Annotated in this window: 9 protein-coding genes; 4 read left to right on the top strand and 5 right to left on the bottom strand. The window is 71.8% G+C overall.

What is annotated here, in order from left to right; translation table 11 throughout:
• Positions 1–15: 15 nt before the first annotated feature.
• A complete protein-coding gene (locus tag WMF42_RS39140; protein ID WP_437688259.1) occupies positions 16–2085 on the bottom strand; it encodes a hypothetical protein in 2070 nt (689 codons plus the stop codon).
• 5 nt (positions 2086–2090) lie between these two features.
• Positions 2091–2369: an acylphosphatase gene (gene yccX, locus WMF42_RS39135; protein ID WP_061609615.1), complete on the bottom strand. Its 279-nt coding sequence runs from the start codon at positions 2367–2369 to the stop codon at positions 2091–2093.
• A 398-nt stretch (positions 2370–2767) separates the two neighbouring features.
• Between yccX and rho the strand changes: the two genes are divergently transcribed.
• The 4 genes from rho (at position 2768) to WMF42_RS39115 (ending at position 9036) form a co-directional block, all read left to right on the top strand.
• A complete protein-coding gene (rho, locus tag WMF42_RS39130; RefSeq protein ID WP_012240541.1) occupies positions 2768–4015 on the top strand; it encodes a transcription termination factor Rho in 1248 nt (415 codons plus the stop codon).
• Between the two features lie 116 nt (positions 4016–4131).
• A complete protein-coding gene (locus WMF42_RS39125; protein WP_061609616.1) occupies positions 4132–6228 on the top strand; it encodes a GAF domain-containing protein in 2097 nt (698 codons plus the stop codon).
• Positions 6229–6277: 49 nt separating this feature from the next.
• Entirely contained in the window at positions 6278–7360 is a 1083-nt protein-coding gene (locus WMF42_RS39120; RefSeq protein ID WP_437688258.1) for a (Fe-S)-binding protein, read from the top strand.
• Entirely contained in the window at positions 7357–9036 is a 1680-nt protein-coding gene (locus WMF42_RS39115) for a sensor histidine kinase (RefSeq protein ID WP_061609618.1), read from the top strand. Before WMF42_RS39120 ends, WMF42_RS39115 begins: the two co-directional genes overlap by 4 nt.
• Before the next feature lie 44 nt (positions 9037–9080).
• On the opposite strand, the gene WMF42_RS39110 is transcribed toward WMF42_RS39115, so the two are convergent.
• From WMF42_RS39110 to WMF42_RS39100, 3 genes are all read right to left on the bottom strand, one after another.
• Positions 9081–10628, bottom strand: a complete 1548-nt coding sequence (locus tag WMF42_RS39110) for a serine/threonine-protein kinase (protein WP_061609619.1) — start codon at positions 10626–10628, stop codon at positions 9081–9083.
• Positions 10629–10894: 266 nt separating this feature from the next.
• Positions 10895–12862: an acetate--CoA ligase gene (gene acs / locus WMF42_RS39105; RefSeq protein ID WP_437688257.1), complete on the bottom strand. Its 1968-nt coding sequence runs from the start codon at positions 12860–12862 to the stop codon at positions 10895–10897.
• A gap of 200 nt (positions 12863–13062) precedes the next feature.
• Entirely contained in the window at positions 13063–14295 is a 1233-nt protein-coding gene (locus tag WMF42_RS39100) for a tetratricopeptide repeat protein (RefSeq protein WP_233561892.1), read from the bottom strand.
• Between the last annotated feature and the right edge of the window lie 6 nt (positions 14296–14301).

The raw sequence follows: 14301 nt of genomic DNA, 5'->3' as shown, positions 1-14301 counted from the left end.
GGGAGAGCGACCAGCTCACCCGGCGTCTCTGCTTTGTGGGCCCGGCTCCGGGCTGGCCGACGGCGGCGGCTCCTGGTCAGCCTGCGACGGCGTGGGCGTGGCGCTGGCTTGGGGCGGCGACGGCTCCGGCGTCCCCGCGTGCGGCTGCGGGGGAGTGGCGCTGGCTTGCGGCGGCGACGGCTCCGGCGTCTCCGCGTGCGGCTGCGGGGGAGCGGTGCTGGCCTGTGGCGGCGACGGCTCCGGCGTCTCCGCGTGCGGCTGCGGGGGAGCGGCGCTGGCCTGTGGCGGCGACGGCTCCGGCGTCTCCGCGTGCGGCTGCGGGGGAGCGGTGCTGGCCCGCCGTGGCGACGGCGTCGGGTCGCTCCGGCGGCGGGCGATGAAGAACATCGCCAGCATCGCCGCGATGCCCACGGCGCCCGCGGCGATGTAGCGGTTCTTCTGGCTCTTTCGCTCGGCGACCTTGTCCCCGAGCGACGCGAGCGCCGCCTTCGCGCCGGCGTGGGCGGGATCGAGCTCCAGCGCCCGCTCCAGCACGAATTTGTCCGGCGTGCCGCGATCGATGAGGAGCGCGCCTTCCAGGTAGGCGATCTCGGCCTCGATCTTCTTCGCGTGCTCGCCGGTCGGCTCGAGGCGGAGCGCCTTGCGCAGCATCGCCAGGGCGTCCTCGCGGCGGTCGTCGGCGAGCGACCCCGCCCGCTCGACGTAGGCCGCTACCATCTCCGCGCGCCGCTCGAAGAGCGGCGCGCGTGCGAGGACCTTGTCGAACGCGTCGGTCGCCTCGGCCAGCTTGCCCGCGCTCGCCGCGGCGACGCCCTCGTCCATCAGCTTGTACACCTCGGCGAGGCGCGCGCGATCGTACGTCGCGAAGAGCTCGCGCGCGATGCGGTCCCACGACCACTCGCGCGGCGGCTTCTCGCCCGTGAGGTTCAGGTAGGCGTCGCGGAGCTGCCAGATGCCCGGCTCGCCGATCGCGGAGATGGCCTCCCGGGCAGCGTCGCGCAGCCGCGCGCGGTCGCTGTTGCAGAAGCTCAGGATCGCGCGCATCGCGTCCACGTCGCGGACCCGGCCGTACGCGCGCAGGACGTCGGCCAGGATCTGCGTGTCGTTCGATGCGATCGCCTCGCCGGGGATCGCCCGGCCGAGCAGGTCGAGCTGCTTGTTGGCCCACCGCTGGACGATCTTCGCGTCGTGCTGGCGCGCCTCGATCAGCGCGGGGACGGCCTTGTCGCGCAGCTTCACGATCTGCCGCTGCAGGTCGATGCGGAGCAGCTCGCCAAAGTAGGCGTGGAGCGCGATGAGCTCGCGTACCGCCGGCGTCGTGCCCGCGGCGACGAGCATCCGCTCCATCGCGAGCAGCTTCACGACATCGCGCCACGCGCTGTCGCGCGGCCGCGGCATGGCCAGCATGAAATCCAGCCAGTCGCCCTCGCTCTCGTCCTTCTCGTCGTCGGCGCCCTTCTTCGCGCCCTGGTCGGCCCTGGCGTCCTTCTTGGTGTCGCCGGCGCCCTTCTTCTCGTCGGCAGCGCTCTTCTTCGCGTCCTGCTTGGCGTCGCCGGCGCCCTTCTTCGCGCCCTTGTCGGACTTCCCGTCCTTCGCGTCCGCGCCCTTCTTCTTGGCGTCGCGCCCTTCGCCGTCCTTCTCGCCCTTCAGCGCCTTGCGCCCCTCCCGGCGCGCCTCGGCGAGCACCCGCGGCGCCGCGTCCCGATCGAGCGAGCCGCGGATGTCCTGCACGCGCAGCCGCACCGCGTCGACGATGCCCGGGATCGGCTCATCCAGGCCCGCGCGGGCGCTCTCGCGCGAGCGCGCGTCCTGCGACGTGAGCTGGTCGAGCACGCGATCGAGCTCGCGGATCGCGGTGATGTCGGGCTCCGGGCGGGCGATCGGCGCGAGGCGCGGGAGCTCCGGTAACGGGGACGAGGCAGCCGCCGCGGCGCCCGCGTCGCGGTCGAGCGCGGCGTGCGCCGGACGCAGCGCGAGCGGCGCCCCCGGGAGCAGGATGAGCAGGACGAGCCACGCGCCCGCCGGCCTGTAGCGCCGTGACGGTCGCGCACCCGCGTTCCCCAGATCGGACGGACAGCGTGCCAAATCCCTCAATCCGTGATGCGGAAGTCGAAGAAGTCGCCCGAGAAGCCGCGCCACCGGACGTCGACGCGCTCGACGCGCGCCGCGCTCGGGCCGCGGTTGGCCCAGGCGATGAGCTCCTTGAGCTCGTCCTCCTCACCCTCGGCGAGGACCTCGACACTGCCGTCGGCGCGATTCTTCACCCAGCCGGTGAGACCGAGCCGCTTGGCCTCGCGCTGCGTGGAGGCACGAAAAAAGACGCCCTGGACGCGACCGCGGACGAACAGTTGAACCTGTTTGAGCCCCATGGAACCAGCTTGACTTAGCCGCGCATCCAGAGGGAGGCAACTTCAGGCAGCGCCAGGACGCTCCTGGCAGTTCGCGGCGGTTCGCCCCCGCCGTTCCGCGCGAGCGCCGCGCGGACGACCCTCCTGTCCACGGCCGCCGGCGCGCATTGACAGAGCAAACGCGCTTGATAGAGTCGCCGCCCGATCGGCAAGCGCAGCCCGCCGATCGAGCGACATGAACGTGAGGGGCGCCGGTGACGAGGCGAGCCCTCTTCTCCCTGGCGGCCCGCCGACATCGACGACATGCTCGGCCCCGCCTCGGGCCGACCCGCTAGACCCCCCCAACCAGAAACCATCGACCGACGGCCTCCACGCCCTTGACAGGGAGAGCGCTGTCGCATCCTGGAGCTTTCCGACTCATGCACCTCAGGGAACTGAAGCAGAAACCGATGGCCGAGCTCGTCCAGATGGCGAAGGGGCTCAACATCGAGGGCGCTGCCGGGCTGCGCAAGCAGGAGGTCATCTTCGCGCTCCTGCAGGCCCACGCCGCGCAGGACCAGCCGGTCTACGGCGAGGGCGTCCTCGAATGCCTGCCCGACGGCTTCGGCTTCCTGCGGGCGCCGGACTACAACTACCTGCCGGGCCCGGACGACATCTACGTCTCGCCGTCCCAGATCCGGCGCTTCAACCTCCGCACCGGCGACAGCGTGAGCGGCTCGATCCGGCCGCCGAAGGAGCGCGAGGCGTACTTCGCGCTGCTCAAGGTCGACAAGATCAACGGCGAGCCCCCGGAGGTCGCCCGCGACAAGATCCTCTTCGACAACCTGACGCCGCTCTACCCGCAGCAGAAGTTCAACATCGAGAACGGGACGAAGAGCTTCTCGACCCGCATCATCGACATGCTCTGCCCCATCGGCAAAGGGCAGCGCTGCCTCATCGTCTCGCCGCCCCGCGCCGGCAAGACGGTCCTGCTGCAGCAGATCGCCAACGCGATCTCCGCGAACCACCCGGACACGACCCTCATCGTGCTGCTCATCGACGAGCGCCCGGAAGAGGTCACCGACATGCAGCGCACCGTGAAGGGCGAGGTGATCAGCTCGACCTTCGACGAGCCGCCGACGCGCCACGTGCAGGTCGCCGAGATGGTGATCGAGAAGGCCAAGCGCCTCGTCGAGCACAAGCACGACGTCGTGATCCTCCTCGACTCGATCACCCGCCTGGCGCGCGCCTACAACACCGTCGTCCCGCCGAGCGGGAAGATCCTGTCCGGCGGCGTCGACTCGAACGCGCTCCACAAGCCGAAGCGGTTCTTCGGCGCCGCGCGCAACGTCGAGGAGGGCGGATCGCTGACGATCGTCGCGACCGCGCTCGTCGACACCGGCTCGCGCATGGACGAGGTCATCTTCGAGGAGTTCAAGGGCACGGGTAACAGCGAGATCCACCTCGATCGCAAGCTGATGGAGAAGCGGATCTTCCCCTGCCTCGACATCAACAAGAGCGCGACCCGCAAGGAAGAGCTGCTGCTCCCGGAGTGGATCCTCCAGCGCGTGTGGCTGCTCCGCCAGCTCCTGCATCCCCTCAACGTCATCGACTCGATGGAATTCCTCCTGGACAAGGTGAGCCGCACCGAGACCAATCAGGAGTTCCTCGAGAGCATGAACCAGTAGCCGCTCGTCGTAGGGGCGCTCCCGGCGGACGTCGGGGGCGCTCTCTGCCGAACGGACGCGTCGCGCAGGGGCCCGCGCGCGCGCTCCCCCGGGCGAAGTCGTGTTAGCGTCTCCCGGTGACCGCGAAGGCGGAACAACGCACGAAGGCGCTGCAAGCTCGCATTCAAGAGCTGGAGGCGCGGCTCGCCCAGGCCGAGAAGACCGTGCACGCGCTCCGGGACGTCGGGCTCGCGCTCGGCAGCACCCTGGATCTCGATCAGCTCCTCGCGCTCATCCTGAACAAGATCACCGAGCTGCTCGACGCGGACAGGGCGACCCTCTACCTGCTCGATGAGCAGCGCCAGCGGCTGTTCTCGCGGATCGTCATCGGCGAGGAGGCGCGCGCGATCGAGCTGCCCGTCGGCGCCGGGATCGCCGGCCACGTCGCCAAGGTCGGGCGCACCGTCCGCGTGAAGGACGCCTACCGGGATCGCCGGTTCTCGCGCGACTGGGACGACGTGACGGGGTACCGCACCCGCTCGATCCTCGCCGCGCCGATGAAGAACCACGTCGGCCGGACGATCGGGGTCATCCAGGTCCTGAACAAGCACGGGGAAGGGGAGTTCTCGGTCCACGACGAGGAGCTCCTGAGCGCGCTGGCGACGCAGGCGGCGGTCTCGATCGACAACTCGCGGCTGTTCCTGTCGGTCATCCAGAAGAACACGCAGCTCGTCGAGACGAAGGAGCAGCTCGAGCACCGCGTGAGCGACCTCAAGCTGCTCTTCGAGCTCGAGAGCGCGATGGGCCGCGCGACAACGATGGAAGACCTCGCGCGCGCGGTGATCACGTCGGCCGGCAGGGCGTGCGAGGCGCGCGCGGGGGCGATGCTCGTCGACGAGATCGAGGGCGGCCTCGTCCTCTACTTCTTCGACCTCGCCGCCTTCGAGGAGGGTAACCCGCCGCCGCGATCGTCCGCCTCGGGCGACGAGCCCGACGGGGTCGTGGACGCGTCTCCGCCGAGGCTGGAGGTCAAGCGCATCGCCATGCGCCGCGGCGAGGGGATCGTCGGCCGCGCCATGGTGCACAACGAGGCCGTGTGGTTCTCGAGCCAGGGCGGCGGCGACGCGGGCGACATGCCGGTGTCGCCCCGGCTCGCCCAGCTCCTCGGCGCGGAGCTGAAGACGGCGATCGCCGTGCCGCTCGAGGGCGAGGACGCGGTGCCGATCGGCGCCATGGCGCTCTACAACTCCAGGAAATCACACGGTTTTTCGAAGGACGATCGCGCGCTCCTGCGCCTCGTGTCGGCCAACGCGTCGACCGCGCTGCGGCTGTTCCGGTCGCGCCTCGAGCGGGAGCAGAGCGAGCGGCTCACCACGATCGGGCGCCTGCTCTCGGGGGTGATGCACGACGTGCGCACGCCGCTCACGGTGATCAGCGGGTACGTCCAGCTCATGGCCGGCGCGCCGGACGCGGCGACGAGGGAGGATCACGCGCGGCTGATCCTCAAGCAGTTCGACGTGATCAGCGCGATGCAGCGCGAGGTGCTGGAGTTCGCGCGCGGCGAGCGGAGCATCCTCGTCCGCAAGGTGTACCTGACCAAGTTCTTCGGCGACATCGAGAAGCAGCTCGAGCAGGAGCTCGCCGGGACCGGCGTGACGCTGTCGCTGGTGCTCGAGGACCGCGGGACGGCGCGGTTCGACGAGGCGAAGATGACGCGGCTCCTGCACAACCTGGTCCGCAACGCGGCCGACGCGATGCGGCCGGGCGGCGGCAGGGTGACGATCCGCGCCTACCGCGACGGGGGCAACCTCGCGATCAGCGTCGCCGATACGGGCAAGGGGATCCCGAAGGAGGTCCAGGCCCGGCTCTTCCAGTCGTTCGTTACCTCGGGCAAGCGCGGCGGTACCGGGCTCGGGCTCGCGATCGTGAAGAAGATCGTCGACGAGCACGCCGGGACGATCGAGGTCGAGTCGTCCGACAAGGGCGCGAAGTTCACGATCCGCCTGCCCCAGGAGAGCGCGCCGTCGCGGTCCTCGACGGCCGCGGCCGCGGAGGGCGCGGCGGCGGAGGCGTCGTCGCGGCTGGCGTCGACGGACGGTGAGCCAGCGACCAGGCCGAGCGCGGAGGCCGCGACGGTCGTCCACGAGGGCGCGCCGCGCCGCAGGCCGGCGAGCTCATCCCCCCCAGCGAACGAGCGTGGCAGGCGCTCGTCGAGCAGCGGCTCGGACGCGTGACGCGCCCCCGCCGCTTGCGCGAGGCGCGTCCGATGGAGAGACTCGAACGGTGCCCCAGCTCCGCCTGAAGCTCCTCGAGCCGCACCGGACGTCGCTCGAGAAGTGCGTCTACTGCCCCAAGCTCTCACGCGCCGCGTGCCCCGTGTCGAACGTCGAGGCGAACGAGACGGTCACGCCGTGGGGGAAGATGTCGATGGCGTACTTCGCCGGGCGCGGCGACGTGCCCCTCGACGCGCTGCACGCGGACCCCGCCTGGGCTTGCTCGGGCTGTTACGCGTGCCGCGAGCGCTGCGACCACAAGAACGAGGTGGCCACGGTGCTGACCGACGCGCGCGCGGAGTTCTTCGCGCGCGGCCTCGCGCCGGAGGGGGCCAGGCGCGCGGCGGAGCGCTTCTGGGCCCGCGAGGACGCCGGTGATGGCGAGCCGGACGCCCGCGCGGCCGCGCCGGGGGCGGTCCGCGTGCTGGTCGGCTGCGGCTACGTCCGCCACGCGCCGGACGTCGCAGAGGACGCGCTCGACGCGACCGAGGCGCTGATCGGCGCCCCCGTCCGCCCGGTGCGCGCCTGCTGCGGGTTGCCGCTCCTGTACGCCGGCGACAGGCCGGGCTTCGAGGCCGCGGCGCGGCGGCTCGCCGCCGAGGTGGCGGAGGGAGAGCGCTTCGTCGCCGTCGACCCCGGGTGCGCGCGCGCCGTGCGCGTCGAGTACGCGCGCGCCGGCGTGGACGTGAAGGCGCCGGAGCTGTTCGTCGACCTCGCGGTCGCCTCGCTGGACCGGCTGCAGCGGTCGACGTCGGAGCGGCGGGTGCGCTACCACGACCCTTGCCAGCTCGGGCGCGGCCTCGATCGCTACGACGCGCCGCGGGAGATCCTCGCCCGCATCACGGGGCGGCCGCCGGAGGAGTTCATCCACCGCCGCGAGCACGCCGACTGCAGCGGGGGCGGCGGCCTCGTGCCCGCCACGCGCCCCGCCTCGTCTGCCGCCATCGCCGACGGCAGGATCGCGGAGCACCGCGCGCTCGGCGGCGGGCTGCTCGTGACCCACTGCGCGCAGAGCCTCCGGCGGTTCAGGTCGCGGGGCGAGCCCGCGGAGGACCTCGCGAGCCTGGTCGCGCGGGCCGTCGCGCCGCGATGAACGCGCCGGCGCCGGCCGTGGACGCTGTGCGCGGCGCCGCGGGCCCGGAGGGGCGCGCGCCGCACAAGCGGCGCACGGTCGCGGGCAGGCTCCTCGCGAGCTACCTCGTTGTGCTCGCCGCCTTCGCGCTGACCGTCGGCTGGAGCGTCCAGGCGCTCCGGGCCGCGTCGCGCGACGCCCAGCTCCTGCGCGCCGGGTACGTCCCGCTGCTGCTCCGCATCGGCGAGGTGCTGGCGGAGCAGAACGTCTTCAACGCCCAGCTCAACCACATCACCGCCGCGAAGAACCCGGGCGACGTGCGCGAGTGGATCGAGACCGCCCGGCGGACGCGGCCGCTCGCCTTCTCGATCGTCAAGGATGCCGCCCGCGCGCTCGCCGGAGCCGACGAGAAGGCGGCCGGCGGGGGCGCGGGCGTGGGGCAGGCGGCCGCCTCGTCGGGCGTGCGCCGGTTCAGCGAGGAGATCGCGGCCGAGGTGGCGGCGATCGAGCGGCTCGTGGGGGCGAGCCCGGAGCGGTTCTCCCAGCTCTTCCAGGCGCTCGCCGTCGGGAACCGCGAGCTCGCCGAGCGCACGCGCGACGAGCTGGTCAAGCGCGAGGTCGAGGGGGCGCAGCGGCTGCGGGCGATCAAGAGCCGCGTCGAGGAGCAGATGGAGACCCTCACCGTCGAGGCGCGGCGGCGCGAGGAGCGCTCGATGCACCTGCTCCTCGGGCTGGGCGTGCTGACGCTGCTCGTCGGCGTGATGATGTCGCTGTACGCGCGGCGCGTGCTCGCCCCGCTCACCGCGGTCACGGAGCGGGCGAACGCGGTCGCGCGCGGCGACCTCACGCCGAAGCAGGTGCTCGCGACGAACGACGAGATCGGCGAGCTCGCGACGACGTTCGAGGACATGGTCGCCGCGATCCGCCGCGCGCGCGCCGAGCTCGTGAACGCCGAGCGGCTGGCGGCGATCGGGAAGATGGCGGCGCACGTCACGCACGAGATCAGGAACCCGCTGTCGTCGATCGGGCTCAACCTCGAGCTGCTTGAGGAGGAGGTGGCGCGCGCCTCCGCCGAGGGCACGCCCGACGCGGAGCTCAGGCCCGTGATGAAGGAGTCGGCGCAGCTCGTCACGGCGATCCGCGCCGAGGTGGATCGCCTGTCGCGCATCGCGGAGCAGTACCTCAGCGTCGCCCGGCGCCCCCGCCCGCGGCTTGTGCCCGAGCGCGTCGACGACCTGGTGCAGGAGCTCGTGGCGTTCGTGCGGCCCGAGCTCGATCGCGCCGGCGTCGCGGTCCGCGTCGAGGTGGACGAGGCGGGGCCGGAGATCCTCCTCGACGAGTCGCAGCTCCGTCAGGCGCTCCTGAACCTGCTCCGCAACGCGCGCGAGGCGATGCCCAAGGGCGGCGAGATCGTGGTGAGCGTGAGCTTCTCGAGCGGCGCCGCGACCATCGCGGTCGACGACACGGGCCCCGGCGTGCCGGAGGAGCTGCGTGCGTCCATCTTCGACCCGTTCTTCACGACCAAGCAGCGCGGGACGGGGCTCGGGCTCGCCGTGACGCGCGACATCATCGAGGCGCACGGCGGCACGATCTCGTGCGAGGCGCGCGCGACGGGGGGCACGAGGTTCCGGATCACGCTGCCCGCCGGCGGCGCGCCGGCCCAGGGCCGCGCCGCGGAGGAGCACGCGGCGCTCTGAGCCGCCGCGGGGCGGATGGACGAGGTCGCGGCGCTGCGCGCCGGCTACCTCGGCGCGTCCAGGTACTCGAGGGCGATCCCCATGAGAAGGAAGCCCACGACGGCGAACAAGATCGCCGCCAGCACGTAAATGATGGTCCGGAACGTCCGCGCCGGCGGCTGCGCAGGAGGCCGCTGCTCGATCGGCTCTGGACCGCCTGGGCCAGCCAGCCCCGAGCTCACCGAGCCCATGCTGGGCCGCGTGGGCTTGTAGATGAGCGTCGGCCCCTGGCTGGTCGACCCGGCCGAGCTGTCCTCGGAGAGGTCCAGGATCCTCGGCGGCCCCGCGGGTGGGGGCGCGCTCGGGACCGCGAGCTCACTGGCCGCGTTGTTCAGCACCATGGTGCCGTTCGGGCCGGTCCACTGCATGGGCGGCGCGGCCAGCTGTCCGCCGGCCGCGCCCCCCGCGTACGACGGGCGCTGGTCCTCGGTCTGCGCGAGCGATGGCTCCCCGAAGCCGTGGGCCGCCACATCATGCCCGCTGGCCGAGCGCGCCACGGTCCCGACCGGCGCCTGCGTCCCTGGATCGGTCTGCGTGCGGATCAGGACGGGGTCGACCAGCGGCTGCAGGTTCTTGAGCGCGCCGGAGGACGGGGGCTTGACGGTGTGCGGAGGGACGGGCGTGGCGAGCGCGTTGCCGGCCACGTTGCCGCCGGCCAGGGACGTGCGCGAGCCGCTCATCGGATGGCTGGAGGGCCTCGCCGGCCGCAGCTCCCGCCACGCGGTGAGCCCCTCGAGCGCGCTCTGGAAGCGGTCGGCGGGCTCGCGCGCCAGCCCCTTCGCGAGGAACGCCTCGAGCCGCGGATCGACCGGGCCGTCCATCGCCTCGGCGAGCTTCCGCGCGTCGGCCTTCTGCTTCATCTCGACCATGATGAGCAGGTTGCGCGCCTGGTAAGGGAGCTGGCCGCTCATCGACTGGTAGATCATCGTGGCGCAGGCGTAGATGTCCGCGCGGTGGTCGACCGTCTTCGCCTTCCCGATCTGCTCGGGCGGCATGAACGAGAAGGTGCCGAGGCTCTGCCCCATCTCGGTGAGCGTCTCCCCGCCCATCTCCTTCGGCAGCTTGGAGATGCCGAAGTCGAGGATCTTGACCCGCGTCGACCCGTCGGGGCGCGGCTCCAGGTACACGTTCGACGGCTTCAGATCGCGGTGGATGATGCCGGCGCGGTGCGCGTCGGCGAGGCCCATCCAGACCTGCTCGATGATCGGGTGCAGCTCCTCGAAGCCGATCGGCCCCGTCCGCTTCAGGCGGTCGATCAGCGACTCGCCTTCGAGCAGCTCGAACACGAGCACGATGCCGTGCTCGGGGTCCTCCTCGACGTCGAGGATCTCGGTGACGTGGTCGCTGTTGATCGAGCCCGCCGCCCGCGCCTCGCGCCGGAACCGCTCGGCGGCGGACGACTTGGCCTTCGAGTCGGCGCGCAGGAGCTTGATCGCCACCTGGCGGCCGGTGCGGATGTTCTCCGCAGCGAACACCTCACCCATGCCGCCACGTCCGAGCTGGCGGATGATGCGATACCGGTTCGCAACGACGGTTCCAGCTTCGAGCTCCAAAAGCGCCTCGCCACAGATTATCCCCCGCGCCGATGCGGCGGATCAAATTCTCCGGCGCGAACGAGGAGATCTGGCCGTCGACCGCAGGCCGCCGGCCGTGAGCCGCCGCCGTCCTGCGCTGGTCGGGGACGGAGAAAGAGCCGTGGTGCCGAGCTCTTCCATGATTTCGCCGCCGCCTCGCTGGCGATCCAGTGCCTCCCCCATCCCGCGCGATGCCGCCTCGTCGGTCGCAGGGGCACGACCGTGCCCCTGCGCCGAGGCGAGGGTCACTCGTCTTCCTGCTGCCGGAGCTTCGCCACGACGCTCAGATCCTCCAGCGTCGAGGTGTCGCCGGTCATCTCCCGGCCCGCGGCGACGTCCTTCAGCAGCCGGCGCATGATCTTGCCGCTGCGGGTCTTCGGCAGCGCGTCCGCGAAGCGGATCGCGTCGGGGCGCGCGAACTTGCCGATTTCCTTGGCCACGTGCTCGGCGAGCTTGCCCTGGAGCTCCGGCCCGGCCGCGAACCCCGGCCGGAGCGAGACGAAGACCACGAGCGCCTGCCCCTTGAGATCGTCCGGGCGGCCGACAGCGGCCGCCTCTGCGACAGCGGGGTGAGAGACGAGCGCGCTCTCGATCTCGGCCGTGCCGATGCGGTGGCCGGCCACGTTCAGCACGTCGTCGATGCGCCCGACGACCCAGTAATAGCCGTCCTCGTCGCGGCGCGCGCCGTCGCCCGTGAAATAGCAGCCCTCGACGTCGCTGAAATACTGCTTGCGGAAGCGCTCGTCGTCGCCCCACACGGTGCGCAGGATCGACGGCCACGGCTTCTTCAGGACGAGCAGCCCGCCCTCGCCGGCGGCCACCGGCTTGCCGTCCTTCGTCACGACCTCGGGCACGACGCCGAAGATCGGCAGCCCGGTCGACCCCGGCTTCGCGTGCACCGCGCCGGGCAGCGTGGTCATCATGATCGCCCCGGTCTCCGTCTGCCACCAGGTGTCCACGATCGGGCAGCGGCCGCCGCCGATGGTCCGGTGGTACCAGATCCACGCCTCGGGGTTGATCGGCTCGCCGACCGAGCCGAGGAGCCGCAGGCTCGAGAGATCGCTCTTTGCAGGCCACTCGTCCCCCTGCCGCATGAAGGCGCGGATGGCCGTGGGGGCGGTGTAGAGGATGGTCACCCCGTGCTTCTCGATCAGCCGCCAGAAGCGACCCCAGTCGGGGAAGTTCGGCGCGCCCTCGTACATGAGGCACGTCGCGCCGTTCGAGAGCGGGCCGTAGACGATGTAGCTGTGCCCCGTCACCCAGCCGACGTCGGCGGTGCACCAGTAGACGTCGTCGTCGCGCAGGTCGAAGACGTACTTCGTCGTGACGTGCACGTTGACCAGGTAGCCCGCGGTCGTGTGGAGCACCCCCTTGGGTTTGCCGGTCGAGCCGCTCGTGTAGAGGATGAACAGCGGGTGCTCGGCGTCGACGATGGTCGGCTCGCAGGAGGGCGAGGCCTGGGCGAGCAGGTCGTGCCAGTAGACGTCGCGGCCCTCCTTCATCTGCACCTCGCAGCGCTCGCTGCCGAGGTGCTGGTACACGATGACGTGCGTCGCGCTCTTCGCCTCCGGCTGCGCGAGCGCCCTGTCGACGGTCGCCTTGAGCGGCACGACCTGCCCGCGCCGGTTCGCGCCGTCCTGCGTGATGACGAGCTTGGCCTGGCTGTCGTGGATGCGGTCGCGGAGGGCGTCCGCGGCGAAGCCGCCGAAGACCACGGTGTGGACCGCGCCGAGCCGGGCGCAGGCGAGCATCGCGACGGCGACCTCGGGGACCATGCCCATGTAGATCGCGACCCGGTCGCCCTTCTCGATGCCGAGCCGCTTGAGCGCGTTCGCGAGCAGCAGCGTCTCGCGGTGGAGCTGGGCGTAGGTGAGCGTGCGCGTGGCGCCGTGCTCGCCCTCCCAGATGATCGCTGCCTTGTTCTTGGTGGCCGTCGTCAGGTGTCGATCGAGGCAGCTCTCGGTGACGTTGAGCGTCGCGCCGAGGAACCACTTCACGTGCGGCAGGGACCAGTCGCTGGTCGTGGTCCACGGCGTGCGGAACACGAGGTCGCCCGCCTCGCGGCGCCAGAACGCGTCCGGCTGCTCGATGCTCTCGCGGTAGAGCGCCTCGTAGGTCTCCCGCGCGCCGACGCGCGCACGACGCGAGAACTCGGCCGGCGGCTCGAACCGGCGCGTCTCCTTGAGCAACGACGTGATGGCATCTTGCGACATGGTCACCCCTTGAGGGGACGGCGAGCGCCGATCCCCGGCCTACGTTGGAGGGGACGGCGAAGGCCGATCCCCGACCCATGTTCCCCGATGGAAAGATCGGCGAACCATCTCCGACTCCCCGCGAGGGGGTGCGAGAATACATCCGCCGAGCGGCAGAACAAGGAGGGAACGAGCGACCCGTCGAGCCCGGTGCGGCCCGATCACCAGAACGCGTAGCCGGCGTGCAGGCTGCCGCCGAGATGCAGCAGCACGGAGGAGTAGAGCGGGGGGCCGTCTTCGCCCTGCTCGTAGTCGATGCCGCGCGACGACTGGAAGTAGCTGTCCAGCGAGAACCCGAGGAGCACGCCGTCGAGGTCGAGCTCGACCCCTACCTCGGAGAAGACGAACGCGTTCACCCCCGAGGCGGGGCGGCACCGGCCGCCACAGATGTCCCCGTCCGTCGTGCCGACGTTGTGGAACCGCACCTCGTCATAGGTGAGGCCGCCGCCGATGGAGCCCACGAACCGCCAGGTCTGCCCGGGGGTCATCAACCGGACATTCAGCCCGAGGCGCGTCGAGCCGAGCGTGTAGCTGGCGTTCTGGTAGGCAGTGTCGTCCGATTCGATGTTGATGTTCGCGTACTGGAGCATCAGGTCGAACGCCGCAGGGGTGTTCACCCGGTACCCGACCCGGATCGAGCCGGCGCCGCCGCTGTTCGCCTCCGGCTCCGGGAATGCTCGAGGATGGCCGAGCGGCCAGAGCAGCGACGCCGCGCCGATCACGTAGTAGCCCTGCGGCGCCAGCGAGAGGGGCACCGGCCGCGGCGCTGGCGGGGGCGGCGGCGGCGTGAACGGCTCCGTGTCCGGAGGCGCGGCCGGCCGCTCCGGTGCCAGCGACAGCTTCACCCGCTTGCCGCGCTCGCCGCTCACCACCGTGACGCTCTGCTCGGCGCCCACGTGACCTTCGGCGCGCGCGCCGATGCGGTGCACCCCGGGCCCGAGCTCCACGACCCGCGTCCCGGACGACGAGGGGGGGTGCTCCTGGCCGTCGATGATCAGCGTCGCGCTCTGCGGGCTGAGCTCGATCGTCACCTGGGCGAGCAGCGCGCGCATCTCCTCGATGGCGCCGCGCGCCGTCTTCTCGTCGCTCTCGTCCATCGTGTCGCGGTGCTGCGCGAGCGCGCGCTCGAGCGCCGCGATCGCCCGCGGGTAGTTGAAGAGGGCCTTCTCGGCGAGCGCGATGTTGAACAGCGGGCTGGCCTTCGGCTTCTCCTTGTAGGCCGCCTCGAACTCGGCGATCGCCGCCGGGTAGTTCCGGTCCTGGAACAGCTTGATGCCGTTCGCCATGTGCTGCCGGTACGGCTCGACCTGCGCGAGCGCCGGCGAGAGCTGCAGGGCCAGGCCGAGCGTCGCGGCGCAGAGCGCGAGCGGGAGTCGTCCGTGGGATCGGCCCAAACCCGC

The sequence above is a fragment of the Sorangium sp. So ce176 genome (genome assembly GCF_051519835.1).
In the GTDB taxonomy this organism is placed as follows: domain Bacteria; phylum Myxococcota_A; class Polyangia; order Polyangiales; family Polyangiaceae; genus Sorangium; species Sorangium cellulosum_G.
The sequence above is the reverse complement of the archived record's forward strand: the minus strand, read 5'-3'. Positions and strand labels throughout refer to the sequence as shown.

Bases quoted from the DNA above. Each gene is read 5' to 3' on its own strand.
- yccX (WP_061609615.1), bottom strand. From the start codon at position 2,369: ATGGGGCTCAAACAGGTTCAACTGTTCGTCCGCGGTCGCGTCCAGGGC.
- rho (WP_012240541.1), top strand. From the start codon at position 2,768: ATGCACCTCAGGGAACTGAAGCAGAAACCGATGGCCGAGCTCGTCCAG.
- WMF42_RS39115 (WP_061609618.1), top strand. From the start codon at position 7,357: ATGAACGCGCCGGCGCCGGCCGTGGACGCTGTGCGCGGCGCCGCGGGC.
- acs (WP_437688257.1), bottom strand. From the start codon at position 12,862: ATGTCGCAAGATGCCATCACGTCGTTGCTCAAGGAGACGCGCCGGTTC.